This is a genomic window from Streptomyces bungoensis (assembly GCF_001514215.1).
GTDB lineage: Bacteria > Actinomycetota > Actinomycetes > Streptomycetales > Streptomycetaceae > Streptomyces > Streptomyces bungoensis.
Window position 1 is genome coordinate 416,111 of the sequence record NZ_KQ948854.1, and the last position, 19,335, is coordinate 435,445.

Consider the following 19,335-nt stretch of genomic DNA (forward strand, 5'->3'; position numbering starts at 1 on the left):
CGGTGGGGCGACGGCCGGCGGGGAGTGACCCCGGTCACCGCGCCGCTGTGCCCACGGCCACTCCTCGGCCCCGCCGCGGCTGCCGGTAAAGTGGCGACGTCGTCATCACACCCGTACGGGGGGAAGCCGGTGCAATTCCGGCGCTGACCCGCAACCGTGAACCGCCCCCCGCTTTCCGGGCGGTGAGCCGGACTGCCCCGGACGGACGTTGACCGGCTCACGCGCGCGGCGGCCCGCCGCGCGCGGCACCGTCGAGGTTTACGGAGCCGAGCCGCCCGGGGTGTTCCCGTGCGCTGCAGGCTCCCCGCAGGGAGAGGCAGTCCCCCATGAACGTCCGCCGCAGTGCCGCGGCCCTCGCCGCCATAGGCGTGCTGGCCGCCGCCGCACCCGCCACGGCCGCCGGCGCCTCCCCCTCCCCCAAGGCGAGCGCCCCCGCAGGGCTGTTCGGCACGGCCGACCCGACGTACGACGGCGTGTGGCGCCAGTCGCTCGCCCTGCTGGCCCAGCACACGGTCGGTTACAAGCCCGGCGCCCAGGCCGTCGGCTGGCTGGTGGGGCAGCAGTGCGACAAGGGCGGCTTCGCCGCGTTCCGCGCCGACACCGCCAAGCCCTGCGAGGGCAAGGGCGGCGCCCAGCCCGACACCAACAGCACGGCCGCCGCCGTCCAGGCCCTGCAGGCGCTCGGCGGGCACGGCACCGAGGTCCGCAAGGCCCTGGTCTGGCTGTCGACGCTGCAGAACAAGGACGGCGGCTGGGGCTACACGCCGGGCAGCCCGAGCGACACCAACTCCACCTCCGTCGTCGTCGGCGCCTTCGCCGCGGTCGGCCAGGACCCCGGCAAGCTCCGCCTCGGCAAGGGCAGCCCGTACGACCTGCTGCGCGCGCAGGCCCTCGACTGCACCGCGGACGGCGGCGGCGCCCTCGCCTACCAGCCCGACAAGAAGGGCAAGCTGGTCGCCAACGCGGACGCCACGGCCGCGGGTGTGCTCGGCGCCCTCGGCAAGGGCTTCGTGGTGCGGCCGGGCACGGCCCGGGACAAGGCCCCCGCCTGCACGGCGGCGGGCAAGGCCACCCCCGTACGGCTCGCGGACAACGCCGCCGCCTACCTGGCCGGCGCGGTCGCCCGCACCGGCCACCTCAAGTCCGCCCTGCCCGGCGCCAAGGACCAGCCCGACTACGGCAACACCGCCGACACGGTCGTCGCGCTCGCGGCGGACGGCTGGACCGCGCAGGCGAAGAAGCCGTACGCCTGGCTGGAGAAGAACGCGGCGACGTGGGCGCGGCAGAGCGGTCCCGCCGCCTACGCCCAGCTGATCCTCGCCGCGCACGCCGTCGGCGCCGATCCGCGCGACTTCGGCGGCACGGACCTGGTGCAGGCGCTGAACAAGCTCGGGCCGGCTCCGCGGCAGGCGGCGAAGCCCGCCGCCGGGAGCCGGGCGGAGAAGTCCGACGGGGATTCCGGTTCCCGTGTCTGGTGGATCGTCGGCAGCTGTGTCGTCGTGGTCGCCGGCCTCGGCCTGCTGCTCGGCGGGCGCCGGAAGAAGCGGCAGCCGTGACCGCCGTCCGCCGTGCCACGGCCCTGCTCGTCGCCGCGTTCGCCCTGGTGGCCGAGGCCACCCTGCCGGCGCACGCGACCGGGTACCGCTACTGGTCGTTCTGGGAGCGCTCGGGCGGCCACTGGACGTACGCCACCGAGGGCCCGTCGACGGCCCGCCCCGGCGACGGCGCCGTCCAGGGGTTCCGGTTCGCGGTGAGCGCGGACTCCGCGGACGCCACCCGGCCGCGCGGCACGGCGGACTTCGCCACCATCTGCGCGGGCACGCCCGCGAAACCGGGCACGAAGCGCGTGGCCCTCGTCCTCGACTTCGGCACCCCGGCGGACGCCCCCTCCGGCGAGCGGCCGCCCGCCCGCCGCACGGTCTGTGCCCGCGTCGCCCCCGACGCGACGGCGGCCGAGGCCCTCGCCGCGACCGCGAAGCCCCTGCGCTACGACACCAACGCCCTGCTGTGCGCGATCGCCGGGTATCCCCGCAAGGGCTGCGGGGAGCAGGTGTCCGGCGGCGGACAGACGGCCGGGGACAAGAAGCCGGCCGGTGGTGACGAGAAGGCCGGGCAGGACAGCGGGCCCTCTCTCGGCCTGCCCATCGGCGCGGGAGTGATCGCCGTCCTGGCCGGTGCGGCGGTGTGGCAGGCGCGGCGGCGCAGGGATGTCTAGGAGCGGTCCCGCGACGGGCCCCCGCCGGGGCGCGCGGGGTGCCGCCGCCCTGCACCCGGGGGCCTGGTGGCTGTGGGCCCTCGGGCTGGGCACGGCCGCGACCCGCACCACCAATCCCCTCCTGCTCGCCCTGCTCGTCGCCGTGTCCGGCTACGTCGTGGCCACGCACCGCTCCCCCGCCCCCTGGGCCCGCTCCTACACCGCCTTCGCGAAGCTCGCCGTCGCGGTCCTGCTCGTGCGCCTCTTCTTCGCGACGGCGCTCGGCTCGCCCATCCCCGGCACCCACACCCTGTTCACGCTGCCCGAAGTCCCGCTCCCGCACTGGGCGCAGGGCATCCGCCTCGGCGGCAGGGTCACCGCCGAGGCGCTCCTGTTCGCCGCGTACGACGGGCTGAAGCTGGCCACCCTGCTGATCTGCGTCGGCGCCGCGAACGCCCTCGCCGCCCCCTCCCGGCTGCTGAAGTCGCTGCCGGGGGCGCTGTACGAGGTGGGCGTGGCCGTGGTCGTCGCCCTGACCTTCGCCCCGCACCTCGTCGCCGACGTCCGGCGGCTGCGCGCCGCCCGCCGGCTGCGCGGCCGCCCGGACCGGGGGCTGCGGGGCCTGCTCCAGGTGGGACTGCCGGTGCTGGAGGGCGCGCTGGAGCGTTCGGTGGCGCTCGCCGCCGCGATGGAGGCCCGGGGCTACGGCCGTACCGCCGCCGTCGCGGCCCCGGTGCGCCGTACGACGACCGCGCTGACCCTCGGCGGCCTGCTCGGCGTGTGCGCGGGGACCTACGGGCTGCTCACCGCGGAGGGCGGCGCCTACGGGCTGCCGGTACTGCTCCTCGGGGTCGCGGCCGCGCTCGCCGGCCTGCGGCTGGGCGGCCGGCGTTCGCCGCGCACCCGGTACCGTCCGGACCCGTGGGGGGTGCGGGCCTGGCTGGTGGCGGGCTCGGGGGCGGCGGTCGCCGCGCTGCTCGCCCTGGCCGCCGCCCGCGACCCGGCGGCGCTGCACCCCGGCGTCGTACCGCTCGTGGCCCCGGCGCTGCCCGTGGGGCCGGCCGCGGCGGTCCTGCTCGCCCTGCTGCCCGCCTTCGTCGTGCCGAAGGCCCCCCTGGAGACCGAGGAGCCGTCGTGATCCGCTTCGAGCAGGTGAGCGTCACCTACGAGGGTGCCGCCGAACCGACCGTCCGCGGTGTGGACTTCGAGGTGCCCGAGGGTGAACTGGTGCTGCTGGCCGGTCCGTCGGGGGCCGGCAAGTCGACCGTGCTGGGCGCGGTCAGCGGGCTCGTGCCGCACTTCACCGGCGGCACGCTGAGCGGGCGGGTCACGGTCGCGGGCCGGGACACCCGCACCCACAAGCCGCGCGAACTCGCCGACGTCGTCGGCACGGTGGGGCAGGATCCGCTCGCCCACTTCGTGACGGACACCGTGGAGGACGAACTCGCCTACGGAATGGAGTCGCTGGGGCTCGCCCCGGCGGTGATGCGCCGGCGCGTGGAGGAGACCCTCGACCTGCTCGGCCTCGCCGGCCTGCGCGACCGGCCCATCGCCACGCTGTCCGGCGGGCAGCGGCAGCGGGTCGCGATCGGCTCGGTGCTCACCCCGCACCCGCGGGTCCTGGTGCTCGACGAGCCGACCTCGGCGCTGGACCCGGCCGCCGCGGAGGAGGTCCTGGCCCTGCTGCAGCGGCTGGTGCACGACCTCGGCACGACGGTACTGCTGGCCGAGCACCGCCTGGAGCGCGTGATCCAGTACGCGGACCGGGTCGTCCTGCTGCCCGCCCCCGGCGCCGCCCCGCTGTACGGCGACCCGGCGGAGGTGATGGCCGTGTCCCCGGTGTACCCGCCGGTCGTCGACCTCGGCCGGCTGGCGGGCTGGTCCCCGCTGCCCCTGACGGTCCGGGACGCGCGCCGCAGAGCGGGCGCTCTGCGGGAGCGCCTGGCGGCGGCAGGCGCCGCGCCGGGCCGTCCGGCCCCCGCCCCGGGGACACCGGCGGACGGCACACCGACCACCGCTGCCCGTGTTCCGGACGCTCCGATACCGGTCACCGGGAGCCGCCCAGCCCCCGGCGCACAGGCCCCGACGGACGGCACGTCGACCACCGCGGCACCGGCCACTGAGGGCCGGCCGGATCCCGACCCGCAGGCCCCGGCGGATGGCACGCCGACCACCGCGGTACCGGCCACAAGCCGCCCAACCCCCGGCCCACAGGCCCCGACGGCTGGTACACCCACCGCGGCCGCCCCTGTTCCGGACACTCCGGCACCGGTCACCGGAGTCCGGCCGGACCCCGACCCGCAGGCCCCGGCGGACGGCACACCCACCGCGGCCGCCCCCGTTGCGGACGCTCCGGCACCGGTCACCCACGGCCGGCCCGGCCGGACCGGTCTCCGGGCTCGTCTCTTCCGGCGCGCGGTGGCCGTCGCGGCGCCGTCCGGTCCCGCGCAGGTCGCCGAGGTGCGGGCGCTGGCCGTGCGCCGGGGCCGGGTCGAGGCGTTGCGGCACGTCGATCTGACCGTGGCCCCCGGCGAGACGATCGCGCTGATGGGCCGCAACGGCGCCGGCAAGTCGACGTTGCTGAACTCGCTGGTCGGACTGGTCGAGCCCACCGGCGGCACGGTGCGCGTCGGCGGAGCCGTCCCGCACCGGGTGCCGGCCCGCGACCTGCTCCGCCGGGTCGGTCTCGTCCCGCAGGAGCCGCGCGACCTGCTGTACGCCGACACCGTGGCCGCCGAGTGCGCGGCGGCCGACCGGGACACGGGCGCCGAACCCGGCACCTGCCGGGCCCTGGTGACCCGCCTGCTGCCGGGCATCACGGACGCCACCCACCCCCGCGACCTCTCCGAGGGGCAGCGCCTGGCGCTCGCGCTGGCCGTCGTGCTGACCGCCCGCCCGCCCCTGCTGCTGCTCGACGAGCCGACGCGCGGCCTGGACTACGGGGCCAAGGGACGCCTGGTCGCCGTGTTGCGCGCGCTGGCCGCCGAGGGGCACGCGATCGTGCTCGCCACGCACGACGTGGAGCTGGCCGCCGAGATCGCGCACCGGGTGGTGCTGCTCGCCGAGGGCGAGGTGATCGCCGACGGCCCGACGGCCGAGGTCGTGGTCTCCTCCCCGTCGTTCGCTCCCCAGGTGACGAAGATCCTGGCCCCGCAGCAGTGGCTCACGGTCGCCGAGGTACGGCAGGCCCTGTCATGAGGACGCCGCCCGACCACCGCCCCGCCGTCGTCGCCGGCCGAGACCACCCCGCGCCGGCCGGTCACCGCTCCCCCGCGGGCCGGCCCGCCCCCGCCCCGCGCGCCCTGCGCGCCGTCCGGCTGGGCCCCCGGTCCCTCGCCGCGCTGGTCCTGGTCAGCGCGGTCGGGGCGGTCGCCTTCCTGTGGCCCTTCCTCGCCCCGCCCACCTCGCAGCTCAGCGCCCACGCACAGGACGCCCCCTGGCTCTTCGCCGGTCTGCTGGTGCTGCTCGTGGCGGTCGTGGCGGCGACGATCTCCGAGTCGGACCTCGGGCCGAAGGCCGTCGCCATGCTGGGGGTGCTGGCCGCGACCGGGGCGGCGCTGCGGCCGGTCGGCGCGGGCACGGCCGGGATCGAGCCGATGTTCTTCCTGATGGTGCTCAGCGGCCGGGTCCTCGGCCCCGGCTTCGGCTTCGCGCTCGGCTCGATCACCATGTTCGCGTCCGCGCTGCTCACGGGCGGGGTGGGCCCGTGGCTGCCCTTCCAGATGCTGTCGATGGGCTGGTTCACGATGGGTGCGGGCTGCCTGCCCGCCCCGGTCCGGCTGCGCGGGCGCGCCGAACTGCTGCTGCTGGCGCTCTACGGCTTCCTCGCCGCCCTGGCCTACGGCACGGTCATGAACCTGGCGGGCTGGCCCTTCCTGGACCGCTCGGCCTCCGGCATCTCCTTCGACCCGCACGCCGAGGTCCCCGCCAACCTGGCCCGGTTCGTCGCCTACTGCCTGGCCACCTCCCTCGGCTGGGACCTGGGCCGGGCGGTCTGCACGGTGGTCCTGACGCTCGCCCTCGGCCCGGCGGTGCTGCGCGCCCTGCGCCGGGCCACGCGGCGCGCCGCCTTCGAGACCGCGGTCACATTCGACGCGCCCCCCGGGTGAGCGCTGCGTGAGCGGGCGTGTCCGCCGGGTCAGCCGGCGCGTGAAGCACCCCACATGACGCAGGTCACCTACGACCGGAAGCCGTAGACCGGTATGTCCGTTACGTCCCTCGATGCACCCCGTCTGACCTGCGCATTGAGAGCCGCGCCACACGAGCGATATTTCCCCTCCATCCGGCCACAACTAGTAAAAGGGGTCATTGCGGACGCGTTTCGAGCCTGTTTCTCTGGACGACGTCGCCAGGCGCCACCGGCCCTCTCGGGTCGAGGCGCCGACGTATGCGGCCGGCCACCGCCTCACTGGTGGTCCCGCACACGGGCGACTCCCCGTCCCCGACGCAAGAGGTTCTCCGTGTCCGTCTCCTTCATCCGCCGCATCGCTTCCCCGAAGAAGGCCTTCACCGCCGCCGCCCTGGTCGCCGCCACCACGGGCATGGCCCTGTCCGCGGCGCCCGCCCAGGCCGCCACCCCCGCGTCGGCCTCCTCCGCCCAGGCGATCGCGCACAAGATGATCCCGGACGCCGCGCAGTTCAACGCGTTCAGCAAGATCGTGGAGCGGGAGAGCGGCTGGAACCCCGCCGCCACCAACAGCTCCTCCGGCGCCTACGGCCTGGTCCAGGCCCTGCCGGCGTCGAAGATGTCCTCGGCCGGCTCCGACTGGAAGACCAACCCGGCCACCCAGATCAAGTGGGGTCTGGACTACATGAACTCCCGTTACGGCAGCCCCGCGAAGGCCTGGTCCTTCTGGCAGGCCAACGGCTGGTACTGATCCGGCACAGCCGATCCGGCACGGCCGGCACCGGCCCCGTACGGCCGCAGCCGCCACCCCACGCACACCCGCACCCTCGCCCTCCACTGCCGGGCGAGGGTGCGCGCGTGTGCGGCGCCGATCGACGCTCGCCTCCGTGGTGATCCGCGGTGCCGCACCGCCCCGGCCACGCGTACACGGTCACCCGGGCCCCCGCACGGAGATCCGCTCGCACACCACGAAGCGCCCGCGCGACTCCTCACGCTCGGCCACCTCCCGGGGGTACGGGCCCAGAGGCCGGCTCCCAGGACCGAGGGCAGGCGCAGGGCGACCGGCCCGCCGTCCCAGAGGGCGAACACGGCGTGCGTGAGCACGCAGTAGAGGCCGTGCAGGCGTCGACGTGGCCGAGCAGGCACCACAGGGCGCCCAGGGAGCGGTGGGCCACCTCGTAGGTGACGGACTCGTCGCGCCACATGCCGTGGTGCCGGTCGATCCCCCGCAGCCCGAGCGCGAGTGCGGCCGCGGCCGGCACGAGGGCGGGAGCGGCCGAGGACCTCGGCGGCCCGTGCTGCCGTCGCGTCCCCGCGGGGTGCGCGCCGAAGTCCGGGCGGATCGGGGTGGTGAGCGGTGAGGACCTCCCGGTCAGCGGACGGCCGGTGCCGTTCTCCGGCCGCCCTCCCGTTCCGTCACCGCGACCACGCGCGGCCCGGAGAGCAGACGGGTCAGGGCGAAACCGGCGCCGACCACGGCGGCGCCGCCGGCCGCGTCCAGCACCCCGTGGTTCGCGGTCGCCACGATCGCGGAGGCCGTGAACAGCGGATGCAGCACGCCCAGCGCCTTCAGCCACCACCACAGCGCCACGATCACGATGCGCGCCGGCCCGTGGACTACCGGTGGGCGCGCCCCGTCCGTTCCGGGCGTCACCCGCGCCGGGTTCCCGCCGCGCGCCCGCTGCGGCACCCAACGCCTGTGGTCGTTTTGTCCGTATGGCGATAGTGCGCGCGGTATGCGCCCGCACACCCGTGACGCGAGAAGGATCACAGCGAGCGACCGGAATGCCTGCCCGAAAGTGGGCAGACGTACCTGCGTACACGACATTTAGCTGCCCTGTGCATCGACTCGCGTACGTGACGTAAGGGGCCGAACGGCGCCTATCGTCGCTTTCCGGCCCCGCGTCACCGCCGCCGCCCGGGCCGTGTCCCCGTCCCCGTCGAAAGGCAGGCGAGCGCCGTTGTGGCGACCGTGACCACCGCCATCCCGCATCAGAAGAGCCGGCGGGCCGCACAGGCCTCCGACGTCACCGTCACCGACCCCGCACTGGTCAGGCGCGCCGTGAAGGCGGCCGCGCTGGGCAACGCGATGGAGTGGTTCGACTTCGGTGTCTACAGCTACATCGCAGTCACCCTGGGCAAGGTCTTCTTCCCCTCGGGCAACCCGACCGCGCAGTTGCTGTCGACGTTCGGCGCCTTCGCGGCGGCCTTCGTGGTCCGTCCGATCGGCGGCATGGTCTTCGGGCCGCTCGGCGACCGCATCGGCCGCCAGAAGGTCCTGGCCGTCACCATGATCATGATGGCCGTCGGCACCTTCGCGATCGGCCTGATCCCGTCGTACGCCTCGATCGGCGTCGGCGCCCCGCTGCTCCTGCTGGCCGCCCGGCTGGTGCAGGGCTTCTCCACCGGTGGCGAGTACGCCGGCGCGACCACCTTCATCGCCGAGTACGCCCCGGACAAGAAGCGCGGCTTCCTCGGCAGCTGGCTGGAGTTCGGCACGCTCGCCGGTTACGTCGGCGGCGCGGGCCTGGTGACCCTGATGACGGCGCTGCTGTCCTCGCACGACCTGCTGTCCTGGGGCTGGCGGATCCCGTTCCTGATCGCGGGCCCGATGGGCGTCATCGGCCTCTACCTGCGGCTGCGCCTGGAGGAGACCCCGGCGTTCGCGGCCGAGGTCGAGAAGGCGGAGACCGCCCGGCCGAAGGTGCCGCTGCGCGACATGGTGGCGGGCCAGTGGAAGGCGCTGCTGGTGTGCATGGGCCTGGTGCTGATCTACAACGTCACGGACTACATGCTGCTGTCGTACATGCCGAGCTACCTGACCAGTGAGCTCAAGTACGACGAGACGCACGGCCTGCTGGTGGTGCTGGGCGTGATGGTCCTGATGATGATCGTGCAGCCCTTCGCCGGTCTGCTGAGCGACCGGATCGGCGTGCGCCCGATGATCGCGGCCGGCTGCGCGGGCTTCCTGCTGCTGTCGGTCCCGGCCCTGCTGCTGATCCGCCAGGGCAGCCTCCTGGCGGTCGCGCTCGGCATGAGCGCGCTGGGTCTGCTGCTGGTCTGCTTCACGGCCGCCATGCCGGCCGCGCTGCCCGCGCTCTTCCCGACCCGCGTCCGCTACGGGTCCCTGTCGATCGGCTTCAACGTGTCGGTGTCCCTCTTCGGCGGCACGACGCCGCTCGTGGTCACCGCCCTGATCGGGGCGACCGGCAACATGATGATGCCCGCTTACTACATGATGGCCGCGGCCGTCGTCGGCGGGTTCGCCGTGTGGCGGATGGCCGAGTCGGCGGGCCGCCCGCTGCCGGGGTCCGCGCCCGCGGTGGCCGAGGAGACCCGGTAGGAACGGTGGGCGCCGCGCGCTCCGGGCCGCCCCGGCAGGGGCGGTGAGCGCCGCGCGGCGGCTGCGGTCCGCCGCCTCCGTGACCGCCTCGCGCCAGGCGATCTCCCCGTCCGCGCCCCTCTGCTGAGACGATGCAGGGGAAGCGCAGACACTCGGGAAAGGCAGCAGGCTCATGAGCGGGTCGCAGCACTGGGACGACGTGGACACCTACTTCAGCAGTCGTCTCTCACCGGACGACGACGCGCTCGAGGCAGCCCTGCGCGAGAGCGAGGCCGCGGGGCTGCCGCCCATCGGGGTCACCGCGCCGCAGGGCAAGTTCCTCCAGCTGCTCGCCCAGATCCAGGGCGCCCGCAGCATCCTGGAGATCGGCACCCTGGGCGGCTACAGCACCATCTGGCTGGCCCGTGCCCTGCCGGCCGACGGCAGGCTGGTCTCGCTGGAGTACAACGCCAAGCACGCCGAGGTCGCCACCCGCAACATCGCCCGCGCGGGCCTGGACCGCGTCGCCGAGGTGCGCGTCGGCCCCGCCCTGGAGTCGCTGCCCAAGCTCGCCGACGAGAACCCGGCCCCGTTCGACCTGGTGTTCATCGACGCCGACAAGGCCAACAACCCGCACTACGTGGAGTGGGCGCTGCGGCTGACCCGCGCGGGCAGCCTCATCGTCGTGGACAACGTGGTGCGCGGCGGGCGGGTCGTCGACGCCGCCAGCGCGGAGCCCGACGTCGTCGGCACCCGCGCCGCCATCGAGCTGATCGCCACCCACCCGAGGCTCAGCGGCACGGCGATCCAGACCGTGGGCAGCAAGGGGTACGACGGCTTCGCGCTGGCCCGGGTACTGGCCTGAGCCCGGCCGGGCGGAACGCGCGCCCGGCGGGACTCACACCTCGTGGTAGAAGCCCACGTTGACGCTGCGCGGCTCGGTGCGGTCCTGGATGATGACCTCGCCCGCGCCGCCGCGCGGCAGCACCACGGACCCGCCGTAGGCGACGGTCTGCGCGTACTCGCCGACGGTGAGCCGCACCTCGGCCGACGGCTCGGCCTGCGAACCGCGCAGCCAGACGAGCTGCCAGGCGCCGTCGGGACCGCAACTGAACTCCAGGTGCGCCCGGGAGACGAACAGCCAGTCCTCGGGCGTGACCAGCCGGCACACGGAGGCGTCCCGGCCCACTCGCAGCACCGCGCCCGGCTCGCTGGGCGCGTCGGCCATCGTCATGCCGGCCGTGACACCCGTGTCGGCCTCCGAGACGGCGGCCATGGTGAGTTCGAGCACGTGCGTTCCCCCTGAGACGTTCCTGTGCGGTGGCTGATTCACCGCACCGCCGCCGCATGATAAAACGCCCGGCAGGGTCATGTCCGGCACAATGGGCTCATGACCGAGCGCAAGCCGCCAGGCGTTCCGTTCGAGTCCTGGGTGGACAAGCAGATCCGGGACGCCCAGGGCCGCGGCGAGTTCGACCGGCTGCCGGGCGCGGGTGAGCCGCTGCCCGCCGAGCTGGAGTCGGCGTACGACGAACTGTGGTGGGTCAAGCGGAAGATGGCCCGCGAGGGGCTGGCGGTCCTGCCGCCCGCGCTGGCCCTGCGCAAGGAGGCCGAGGACGCGCTCGCCGCGGCCTACGCGGCCCCCTCGGAGCGGGTCGTCCGGAAGATCATCACGGACGTCAACGTGAAGATCCGCGACATGATGTTCAAGCCCCCGCCCGGCCCGCCGCTCGGCAAGAAGCCGTACGACGTCGAAGAGGTCGTACGGGAGTGGCACCGGCGCCGGGCCGCCGCCGCGCGAGACCTGCCGGGCGCACACGGCTGACGGCCCCGGCCGCAGGGCCGGGGCCGCCGTCCGCTCAAGAGGTCAGAGGTGCAGCAGGCGTCCGGCCAGCTCGCGGTAGTCCCGCAGCGCCAGGCGCAGCCGCTCGGTGTCGGACTCGGTGGGGCGGTCCTCGTCGCCCTGCCAGGACATGCGCAGGGTGCGACGGCGCCGGGTCACGGCCTCGCTGAACCGTGCGGCGATCTCCTCGAGCTCGCGGTCGGCCTCCTCGACCGCCGCGCGGGGCTCGTCCACGAATCCGGCGACCGTCTGCCGCAGCCGCTCCTCGAACCGCTCCGACTCCTCGTGCGCCAGCAGCGGGGTCTCGGCGGCCTCCGCCGTACCGGCGTGCCCGCCACCGGTACGGGCGGTGTCGCCCGGTGTGCTCGGCCGGGCGTCCGCCGCCCCGCTCTCCGTGCCGCCCGCCCCGCGTCCGGCGACGGCACCCGAGGACGGCGAACCGAGCCCGTCGTCCGGCATCGGCGCACCCTGCGCCGCACGCTCCCGGCCCGCCGCACCCAGGGCCTGCTCGCCCCGCGCGTCCGCCGCCGGGCTCTCCGTGGCCCCCGGTATGCGGTCGCCGGACAGCCGCTCACCGCTCACCGGTTCACCCGGGCCGGAGCCCAGGCCGGACCGCGAGCCCGCGCCGTGGCCGGGCTCCGCGCCGGTGCCCGGCTCGCCCGGCAGGCGTCCGCCCGGGGTGCGCCCGTCTCCCGGCTCACGGGTGGCGCCGGTGATGTCGTTCCCGGGCCGGTGCTCGCCGTACCCCTCGGTGCCCGGCCCGGTCTCTCTGTCCTGCGCCATGACTCAGCTCTCCTTCGGACGGCCCCGGTGCAGGGACCACGACGTGTGGGGGCGGGCGGGGGCACCGGCGTCGCCGGTGCCCGTGCCGGACACGGCGCCGGCGCGGTGCCGGCCACCCGTGCCATGGGTGTCGATCAGGTCGTCGAAGAGCGCGCGGGCCTCCACGAGCGCCGTCCGCAGCTCCTCCGTGCCGCCGTCCGTCCCGGTCGCCCCGGTCCGGGTCGCCCGGTGCAGCAGCCGGTAGCCCTCGACATGGTGGGCGTGGTGCACGGACAGCGCGGCGAGCTGCTCCTCGTACCGCCCGGCATCCGGGTAGCCGCGGGCGCCGGCGACCTCCGCGAGGAGCCGGTCGGCCTCGGCGACGGCCTCCCGGGGCTCGTCGACGAACCGCTCCTGGACGGCCGTCCAGCGCTGCGCGTACCGGTCCCGCTCGGCCGGGTCCAGCGGGCGTTCGCTGAGCTTGCCGTGGCGTTCGACGCGCTCGGTCAGCTCCCGTTCGGCGGCCCGGGTGTCCCCGTCGTGCCGGGCCACGGTCCGTTCGTACTCGGGCCCGAAGCGCCGCTTCAGGTCCGGCCCGCCGTGCCTGCCGCGGGCGCGCAGGATCACGGTGGCCGCGAGCACCACGACCGCCGCGATCACGATCACAGCGATGATCCAGCCTGTGGACATGGTTGCCTTCCGGGTCGGACCGGCCCCACTGGCCGGTACATGTCTCGTGTGACCCGGAACACGGCCCACAAACGGGGCCGCCGGCGACCGCGTATCCGGTTGCGGCGGGACCGTGGCGACGGCCGAGAATGGCCGGCATGACGTGGACGATCGCTCCGGAACCGTACGACTCGCCGGTCGCCGCCGCGCTCTGGCGGGCGTACTACACGGAGGTCAGCGACCGCTGGTACCTGCTGCACGAGGGGCACCGCACCGACCCCGAGGAGCTGGAGCGGGAGGTCGCGGCCCACACCGGCGCCGAACTGGCCCCGCCGAGCGGGCAGTTGCTGGTGGCCCGGTACGACGGCGAGCCGGCCGGGACGGCGGGGGTGCGGCTGCCGGACCCGGACACGCCCGGGACGGCCGAACTCACCCGGGTGTTCGTGCGCGAGGAGCTGCGCGGCCGGGGCGGGGCCGCGCTGCTGGTGGCCGCCGCCGAGGAGGCGGCCCGCCGGCTGGGCGCCCGGCGGCTGCTCCTGGACACCCGCGCCGACCTGGTCGAGGCCCGCGCCCTGTACGCCCGCCTCGGCTACACCGAGACCGCGCCCCACAACGACGACCCGTACGCCGAGCACTGGTTCCGCAAGGACCTGCCGGCCCCCGAGGCCGGGCCCGGGACGGAGGCGGAGGAGGGGGCCGGGGCCGTCAACCGGTCCTGAGGACCGTGCCGTTGTGCGGCCGCTCCCGCTCCCTGCCGCACAGTTCACCGGTGAGGTCCTTCACCAGCCGGTCCAGGTCGGTGGACCGGCCCGGGGTCCACCAGTCGCCGAGCAGCTCGGCCAGGGACTCCTCGCGGGCCGTGGCCAGCCGTTCCGCGGTCCAGCGGCCGGACTCGGTCAGCACCATGTCCAGGCCCCGGCGTTCGACCAGACGCCGCTCCTCGATCTGGCGGGCGGCGGCCATGACCGCCTGCAACGGGACCGAGGTGCGCTCGGCGAGCACGCCCGGCTCCACCGACCCGTACCGGCGGATGCGCAGCAGCATCCAGCTCGCCGCGGGCAGCAGGTCGTAGCCGGCCCGCTCGGTGATCTCCCGGTAGATCTGCCGGCGCCCCTCGCGGGTGCCGAGCACGGACAGCGCGCGGGACACCTCCTCGTAGGAGGAGCGCTCCACCGGGTTGGGCGGGATGGTCTCGGAGGCGTCCGGCGCGGTCACCGAGCCGCGCAGCCGGTCCTCCTTCAGGAACCACGCGAGGACGAAGCCGAGGGCGGCGACCGGGGCGGCGTAGAGGAAGACGTCGGTGATGGCCGAGGCGTACGCGTGCAGGGCCGCCGGGCGCAGGGCGGGTGGCAGGGCGGCGATGCCGCGCGGGTCGGACTTCAGCGCGTCGGCGCTCACCCCGGGCGGCAGCCGCACGCCCCGCAAGGCGTCGGCGAGCGTGTCGCCGAGGCGGCCGGCGAAGACGCTGCCGAAGATGGCGACGCCGAAGGACGCGCCGATGGAGCGGAAGAAGGTCGCGCCGGAGGTGGCGACGCCCAGGTCCTCGTACGACACCGCGTTCTGCACGATCAGGACGAGGACTTGCAGCACCAGGCCGAGGCCCAGGCCGAAGACGAAGAAGTACACGCTCATCACGGCGGTCGAGCTGTGCTCGTCCAGCCGGTGCAGCAGGAGCAGGCCGACGGTGGTCACGGCGGTGCCCGCGACCGGGAACACCTTCCAGCGGCCGGTGCGGCTCACGATCTGCCCGGAGGCGGTGGAGGACAGCAGCAGGCCGAACACCATCGGCAGCATGTGCACCCCGGACATGGTCGGCGAGATGCCGTGCACGACCTGCAGGAAGGTCGGCAGATAGGTCATCGCGCCGAACATGGCGAAGCCGACGATGAAGCTGATGAGGGCGGCGAGCGAGAAGGTGCGGATCCCGAACAGCTTGAGCGGCAGCACCGGTTCGGCGGCGCGCCGCTCGACGGCGACGAACGCGACGGCCAGGACGACCCCGAGGACGGCGAGCCCGATGGTCTGCGCCGAGCCCCACGCCCACGTCGTGCCGCCGAGCGAGGCGACGAGGACGAGGCAGGTGGCGACCGCGGCGATCAGGAAGGTGCCGAGGTAGTCGATGACGTGGTGGGCGGTCCGGCGCGGGATGCGCAGGGCGGTGGCGATCACGGCGAGGGCGACGACGCCGACGGGCAGGTTGACGTAGAACACCCAGCGCCAGCTCAGATGCTCGGTGAACAGCCCGCCGAGCAGCGGCCCGAGCACACTGGTGGCGCCGAACACGGCGCCGAACAGCCCCTGGTAGCGGCCTCGTTCGCGCGGCGGCACGATGTCCCCGACGATCGCCATCGACAGCACCATCAGGCCGCCGCCACCCAGGCCCTGCAGCGCCCGGAAGCCGATCAGCTGGGGCATGTTCTGGGCCATGCCGCACAGCGCGGAGCCGATGAGGAAGATGACGATCGCCGTCTGGAACAGCCGCTTGCGCCCGTACTGGTCGCCGAGCTTGCCCCACAGCGGGGTCGCGGCGGTCGAGGCGAGCAGGTAGGCGGTGACGACCCAGGACAGGTGCTCCAGGCCGCCCAGATCACTGACGATGGTGGGCAGCGCGGTCGCCACGATGGTCTGGTCGAGCGCGGCCAGCAGCAGCCCGAGCAGCAGGGCGCCGATCGAGACGAGCACGTTGCCGGAGACGTGCTCGCCGGACTGCACGTCCTTCGCCGTGCCGTGCGTGTCCAGGGTCATGGAGACCTCCCCTGCCGGGGCTCGGGTGCACCCCTACCATCCTGGGTGGTGTCATCTTTTATGGCCTCTTGAGTCCCCTGTGTCCAGGGTTTCTCACCCGCTCGTCCGGTCGTCCCGCGCGGCGGATGTGGAGGAGCTCTGCATAAACTCTGGAGTTCCCGAGGGGAGGGGACGAACGCGTGAGCGAACCGACGGGCCACACCTGTCCGCAGTGCGGGGCACCGAGGGGGTCGGACAACACCCCGTCCTGCGACTGCACCCGCCGCGTCGCCGAAGCCCTGAGCCAGGCCCGCACGGCCCGGGCAGCGGCGGCGGAGGACTTCCACCCGCTGCGGATACGCCCCTACGTGGAGGTCGGCGAGCCGGGTGAGGGGGCGGACGGGACGGAAGGGGACGCGGTCGATCATCCCGGCGTCACGGCCGTCGGCGAGCCCGGCGGGTCCGCGGCCCCCTCTGCCGTGCCTGCGCCGGCCGGGGAGGCGCATGACGTGTCCCCGCAGGAGGCACCCCGCCGGTCCCGGCGCGTGCTCCTGCTGTCCGTCGCCGGTGCCGGTGCCGCCGTCGTGGCCGCGGCCGGTATCGCGGGCGGGCTGCTCTCGTACCGGACGCCCTCGCACGCCCACACTGCCGAGGAGATACGGCAGAGCGTCCCGGACGTGACGGCGGCACACGGCACCGCGTCCCCGTCCGCGCCGGCGCCCTCCCCCTCGGCCAGTCCGGTGCCCGCCGCGCCCGCGGCCACGTCCGCGAGCCCGTCCGCCGACCCGTCGCCGTCGACGGCGTCCCCGAGCGCGTCCCGGCCGGCCTCGGCGACCCCCTCCGCCACGGTCTCCCGCACCGCGGACGCGCGACCCACCACCGTCCCGGTGCTCCGGCTCGGGGACGAGGGCCCGGAGGTCACGGAACTGCAGCTGCGCCTGAAGCAGTTGCTGCTCTACGGCGACCAGGTCACCGGCGTCTTCACCCGCCCCGTCGAGGACGCCGTACGCAACTACCAGTGGACCCGCGGCATCCAGGGCGACGACCCCGGCGTCTACGGCCCGGCGACCCGGGCCCGCCTGGAAGCGGAGACGTCACAGCCTTAAGGGGCGGGGACGGTCCGTCGCCCCCTCGTTCAGCCCAGGTGGAGCCGGATCCCGGGGCCGTCCAGGGCCTCGACCCTCACCTGCGTGAGGTCCCGTACGACGGCGTCGGGCCCGTGCGCAGCGGCGCGCGCTCCGACTCCCACCACCCGCATCCCGGCGGCCCGCCCCGCCGCGATGCCCGCGCCGGAGTCCTCGAAGACCACGCAGTCCGCCGGGTCGACCCCCAGTTCGGCGGCCCCCTTCAGGAACCCCTCCGGGTCGGGCTTGCTCGCGCCCACCGACTCCGCGGTGATCCGCACCCCGGGCACCGGCAGCCCGGCGGCCGCCATGCGCGCGCCGGCCAGGGCGGCGTCGGCGGAGGTCACGAGCGCGTGCGGCAGTCCGCGCAGGGAGGCGAGGAAGGCGGCCGCTCCGGGCACCTCGACCACACCGTCCGTGTCGGCGGTCTCCTCCGCCAGCATGCGCGCGTTGTCGGCGTGTTTCTGCGCCATCGGGCGTCCGGGCAGCAGCATCGCCATCGAGGCGTGCCCCTGCCGGCCGTGGACGACCTTCATCACCTCGTCGCCGTCCAGCCCGTGCCGCTCGGCCCAGCGCCGCCAGATCCGCTCGACCACGGCGTCCGAGTCGACGAGGGTGCCGTCCATGTCGAGCAGGAGGGCGCGGGCAGTGAGGACGGTGGCCGGCATCGGCAGCTCCAGACGGGCGGGACGGGACAGGCGGGAGGGCGGCTCCGGGCGCGGGAAAGGGGACAAGGCGGCCCCGCCCGCCGGTCAGGGAAAACGGGCGGGAGCCACTTTGTTCAACCACGGTACAAAACCGCGCGGGATCCCGCCACCACCCGCACGAAAGGTTCACGCGCCGTTCAGCCCGGGACGGCTCCGTCCGGCCCGGCCCGGCGCGGGGCCCGGCGGGCCTCAGGCCGCCACGGCCTCGTACAGGCTCCACACGCCGAGCGCCAGCATCAGCAGCGCCGCGATCCGCGTGATCAGCTTCAGCGGCACCCGCCGCATGAGGGCCTTGCCGCCCACGATGCCGAGCCCGGCCACCGCCCACAGTCCGAGCACCGCGCCGACCGCGACGGAGACCGGGTCGTCGTAGCGTGCGGCGAGGTTGGCCGTCATGATCTGCGTGAGGTCGCCGAACTCGGCGACGAGGATCAGCATGAAGCCCGTGCCGGCGACCTTCCAGAAGGACTGGTCGGCCGGCGGGCGGATCTCCTCGTCGTCCTCGTGCTTCTTCAGCAGCAGCGTCGCCGCGCCCCCGAGGAAGAGGACACCGGTCAGCGCGTGCACGAGCCGCTGCGGGAGCAGGGTCAGCGCACTGCCGGCCGCGACGGCGAGCACGACGTGCAGCAGGAAGGCGGCGGCGACGCCCGCGAAGACGTACGAGGCGCGGTAGCGGGTGCCGAGGACGAGGCCGGCGAGCGCGGTCTTGTCCGGCAGTTCGGCGAGGAAGATGACGCCGAAGACGAGCGCCGTCACGGTGATGCTGATCAAGGTTCCTCAATCGGTCGGGGCTGCCCCGCCGAGAGCGCTGGACCTCATGGGAGACACCTCGGCACGGCAGCACACTCGGAAGTCCGCGCCGGGGGCACGGACGTGCACTGCTTGCCGAAGGTCTCGCTGGGCGGTCCGCACGGGATCCGCCTCCGGGCGCCGGCTCAGGCTCGCTGAGCAGTATGTCGACGGTCCGGCGAAGAGCTACTCCCCTTCTGCGCCGCCCATCGTACGCGACGAAAAGTTCGACCGTGAACCTTGTCGTGTCATGAACACGACACTACTTTCTTACCGAGCGCTCACCTCCACGCAACGCGGCACCGCGAGCATTCCTTCGCTCGCGCTCCAACACCCCCACCCCACAAGGGAGTTCGCATGCCGAAGTTCTACGCGCGTCGACGGGTGAGCATACTCGCCGCGCTCACCGGCCTCATAGCCTCCGTCGCCCTCCTCAACTCCCCCACCGCCTCCGCCGCCCTTCCGACGCCGGTCAGCGCGTCCACCGCCCGCAGCTACCTCTCCCAGCTCACCGTGGCCACCGAGAACCGCACCGGCTACAGCCGCGACCTGTTCCCGACCTGGATCACCATCTCGGGCACCTGCAACACCCGCGAGTGGATCCTGAAGCGGGACGGCACGAACGTCGTCACCGACTCCGCCTGCGCCGCCACCAGCGGCAGCTGGTACTCCCCGTACGACGGCGCCACCTGGACCGCCGCCTCCGACGTCGACATCGACCACCTCGTCCCGCTCGCCGAGGCCTGGGACTCCGGGGCGAGCAAGTGGACCACCTCCCAGCGGCAGGCGTTCGCCAACGACGTCACCCGCCCCCAGCTCCTCGCGGTCACCGACAACGTCAACCAGGCCAAGGGCGACCAGGACCCGGCCACCTGGATGCCGTCCCGCACCGCGTACCGCTGCACGTACGTGCGCGCCTGGGTGCAGGTGAAGTACTACTACGGCCTCTCGGTCGACTCCGCGGAGAAGACCGCGCTGACGAACTACCTGGCGAGCTGCTGACACCGCCTCCGCACCACACCGCCCCCCTTTCCCGCGCGTGGGCGCCGGCCCGCGACCGGGCGGGGGCGGGCCC

General features: G+C 74.6%; 19 protein-coding genes. 12 read left to right on the forward strand and 7 right to left on the reverse strand.

Translation table 11 applies throughout. From position 1 onward, the window contains the following. The first annotated feature begins 326 nt into the window (after nt 1–326). From AQJ66_RS12130 to AQJ66_RS12155, 6 genes are all read left to right on the forward strand, one after another. Entirely contained in the window at nt 327–1,556 is a 1,230-nt protein-coding gene (locus AQJ66_RS12130) for an SCO2321 family membrane protein (protein WP_061920053.1), read from the forward strand. Continuing rightward, nucleotides 1,553–2,215, forward strand: coding sequence for an SCO2322 family protein (locus AQJ66_RS12135; RefSeq protein WP_061920055.1), 663 nt, complete (start codon nt 1,553–1,555; stop codon nt 2,213–2,215). The genes AQJ66_RS12130 and AQJ66_RS12135 overlap by 4 nt, the downstream gene beginning before the upstream one ends. Next, the gene (locus AQJ66_RS12140; protein WP_107118918.1) at nt 2,208–3,332 is read left to right on the forward strand and encodes a CbiQ family ECF transporter T component; all 1,125 of its coding nucleotides are present in this window, start codon (nt 2,208–2,210) and stop codon (nt 3,330–3,332) included. Before AQJ66_RS12135 ends, AQJ66_RS12140 begins: the two co-directional genes overlap by 8 nt. Next, a complete protein-coding gene (locus AQJ66_RS12145; protein ID WP_061920057.1) occupies nt 3,329–5,392 on the forward strand; it encodes an ABC transporter ATP-binding protein in 2,064 nt (687 codons plus the stop codon). The genes AQJ66_RS12140 and AQJ66_RS12145 overlap by 4 nt, the downstream gene beginning before the upstream one ends. Next, entirely contained in the window at nt 5,389–6,303 is a 915-nt protein-coding gene (locus AQJ66_RS12150; protein WP_079060187.1) for an ECF transporter S component, read from the forward strand. The genes AQJ66_RS12145 and AQJ66_RS12150 overlap by 4 nt, the downstream gene beginning before the upstream one ends. Before the next feature lie 351 nt (nt 6,304–6,654). Continuing rightward, entirely contained in the window at nt 6,655–7,071 is a 417-nt protein-coding gene (locus AQJ66_RS12155) for an aggregation-promoting factor C-terminal-like domain-containing protein (protein WP_061920059.1), read from the forward strand. Between the two features lie 621 nt (nt 7,072–7,692). Here AQJ66_RS12155 and AQJ66_RS12160 read toward each other — a convergent pair. Next, entirely contained in the window at nt 7,693–7,917 is a 225-nt protein-coding gene (locus AQJ66_RS12160; protein ID WP_061920061.1) for a hypothetical protein, read from the reverse strand. Between the two features lie 366 nt (nt 7,918–8,283). Between AQJ66_RS12160 and proP the strand changes: the two genes are divergently transcribed. Continuing rightward, nucleotides 8,284–9,663: a glycine betaine/L-proline transporter ProP gene (proP, locus tag AQJ66_RS12165; protein ID WP_061920063.1), complete on the forward strand. Its 1,380-nt coding sequence runs from the start codon at nt 8,284–8,286 to the stop codon at nt 9,661–9,663. Nucleotides 9,664–9,835: 172 nt separating this feature from the next. Continuing rightward, on the forward strand, nt 9,836–10,507 hold the full coding sequence (locus AQJ66_RS12170; protein WP_061920065.1) for an O-methyltransferase: 672 nt from the start codon (nt 9,836–9,838) through the stop codon (nt 10,505–10,507). A gap of 33 nt (nt 10,508–10,540) precedes the next feature. On the opposite strand, the gene AQJ66_RS12175 is transcribed toward AQJ66_RS12170, so the two are convergent. After that, nucleotides 10,541–10,933 (reverse strand): hypothetical protein, encoded by a 393-nt coding sequence (locus tag AQJ66_RS12175; protein ID WP_061920067.1) that lies wholly within the window; start codon nt 10,931–10,933, stop codon nt 10,541–10,543. A gap of 99 nt (nt 10,934–11,032) precedes the next feature. Here AQJ66_RS12175 and AQJ66_RS12180 point away from each other — a divergent pair, with 99 nt between their 5' ends. Continuing rightward, a complete protein-coding gene (locus AQJ66_RS12180) occupies nt 11,033–11,467 on the forward strand; it encodes a DnaJ family domain-containing protein (RefSeq protein ID WP_061920068.1) in 435 nt (144 codons plus the stop codon). Nucleotides 11,468–11,509: 42 nt separating this feature from the next. Here the strand turns inward: AQJ66_RS12180 and AQJ66_RS40020 are convergent, their stop codons facing one another. Together AQJ66_RS40020 and AQJ66_RS12190 are read right to left on the reverse strand one after the other, a co-directional pair. Continuing rightward, the gene (locus tag AQJ66_RS40020; protein ID WP_244162805.1) at nt 11,510–12,268 is read right to left on the reverse strand and encodes a hypothetical protein; all 759 of its coding nucleotides are present in this window, start codon (nt 12,266–12,268) and stop codon (nt 11,510–11,512) included. Nucleotides 12,269–12,271: 3 nt separating this feature from the next. Beyond that, a complete protein-coding gene (locus AQJ66_RS12190) occupies nt 12,272–12,937 on the reverse strand; it encodes a hypothetical protein (RefSeq protein WP_061920070.1) in 666 nt (221 codons plus the stop codon). A gap of 128 nt (nt 12,938–13,065) precedes the next feature. Between AQJ66_RS12190 and AQJ66_RS12195 the strand changes: the two genes are divergently transcribed. After that, nucleotides 13,066–13,635, forward strand: coding sequence for a GNAT family N-acetyltransferase (locus AQJ66_RS12195; protein ID WP_061920072.1), 570 nt, complete (start codon nt 13,066–13,068; stop codon nt 13,633–13,635). On the opposite strand, the gene AQJ66_RS12200 is transcribed toward AQJ66_RS12195, so the two are convergent. Beyond that, nucleotides 13,622–15,661 (reverse strand): MDR family MFS transporter, encoded by a 2,040-nt coding sequence (locus AQJ66_RS12200; RefSeq protein ID WP_061920074.1) that lies wholly within the window; start codon nt 15,659–15,661, stop codon nt 13,622–13,624. The two genes, AQJ66_RS12195 and AQJ66_RS12200, sit on opposite strands and share 14 nt — an antisense overlap. Before the next feature lie 179 nt (nt 15,662–15,840). Here AQJ66_RS12200 and AQJ66_RS12205 point away from each other — a divergent pair, with 179 nt between their 5' ends. Beyond that, on the forward strand, nt 15,841–16,746 hold the full coding sequence (locus AQJ66_RS12205) for a peptidoglycan-binding domain-containing protein (RefSeq protein ID WP_061920075.1): 906 nt from the start codon (nt 15,841–15,843) through the stop codon (nt 16,744–16,746). Between the two features lie 29 nt (nt 16,747–16,775). Here the strand turns inward: AQJ66_RS12205 and AQJ66_RS12210 are convergent, their stop codons facing one another. Together AQJ66_RS12210 and AQJ66_RS12215 are read right to left on the reverse strand one after the other, a co-directional pair. Beyond that, nucleotides 16,776–17,432: an HAD-IA family hydrolase gene (locus AQJ66_RS12210; RefSeq protein ID WP_061920077.1), complete on the reverse strand. Its 657-nt coding sequence runs from the start codon at nt 17,430–17,432 to the stop codon at nt 16,776–16,778. A gap of 228 nt (nt 17,433–17,660) precedes the next feature. Further along, a complete protein-coding gene (locus tag AQJ66_RS12215) occupies nt 17,661–18,242 on the reverse strand; it encodes a TMEM165/GDT1 family protein (RefSeq protein WP_061920079.1) in 582 nt (193 codons plus the stop codon). A 375-nt stretch (nt 18,243–18,617) separates the two neighbouring features. Here AQJ66_RS12215 and AQJ66_RS12220 point away from each other — a divergent pair, with 375 nt between their 5' ends. After that, on the forward strand, nt 18,618–19,262 hold the full coding sequence (locus tag AQJ66_RS12220) for an HNH endonuclease family protein (protein ID WP_061920081.1): 645 nt from the start codon (nt 18,618–18,620) through the stop codon (nt 19,260–19,262). The last annotated feature ends 73 nt before the right edge of the window (nt 19,263–19,335 follow it).

Excerpts from the sequence above, each read along its gene's own strand:
- AQJ66_RS12150 (WP_079060187.1), top strand. The coding sequence starts at position 5,389 with ATGAGGACGCCGCCCGACCACCGCCCCGCCGTCGTCGCCGGCCGAGAC.
- AQJ66_RS12140 (WP_107118918.1), top strand. The coding sequence starts at position 2,208 with ATGTCTAGGAGCGGTCCCGCGACGGGCCCCCGCCGGGGCGCGCGGGGT.
- AQJ66_RS12170 (WP_061920065.1), top strand. The coding sequence starts at position 9,836 with ATGAGCGGGTCGCAGCACTGGGACGACGTGGACACCTACTTCAGCAGT.
- AQJ66_RS12195 (WP_061920072.1), top strand. The coding sequence starts at position 13,066 with ATGGCCGGCATGACGTGGACGATCGCTCCGGAACCGTACGACTCGCCG.
- AQJ66_RS12130 (WP_061920053.1), top strand. The coding sequence starts at position 327 with ATGAACGTCCGCCGCAGTGCCGCGGCCCTCGCCGCCATAGGCGTGCTG.
- AQJ66_RS12190 (WP_061920070.1), bottom strand. The coding sequence starts at position 12,937 with ATGTCCACAGGCTGGATCATCGCTGTGATCGTGATCGCGGCGGTCGTG.
- AQJ66_RS12220 (WP_061920081.1), top strand. The coding sequence starts at position 18,618 with ATGCCGAAGTTCTACGCGCGTCGACGGGTGAGCATACTCGCCGCGCTC.
- AQJ66_RS12210 (WP_061920077.1), bottom strand. The coding sequence starts at position 17,432 with ATGCCGGCCACCGTCCTCACTGCCCGCGCCCTCCTGCTCGACATGGAC.
- AQJ66_RS12200 (WP_061920074.1), bottom strand. The coding sequence starts at position 15,661 with ATGACCCTGGACACGCACGGCACGGCGAAGGACGTGCAGTCCGGCGAG.
- AQJ66_RS40020 (WP_244162805.1), bottom strand. The coding sequence starts at position 12,268 with ATGGCGCAGGACAGAGAGACCGGGCCGGGCACCGAGGGGTACGGCGAG.
- AQJ66_RS12180 (WP_061920068.1), top strand. The coding sequence starts at position 11,033 with ATGACCGAGCGCAAGCCGCCAGGCGTTCCGTTCGAGTCCTGGGTGGAC.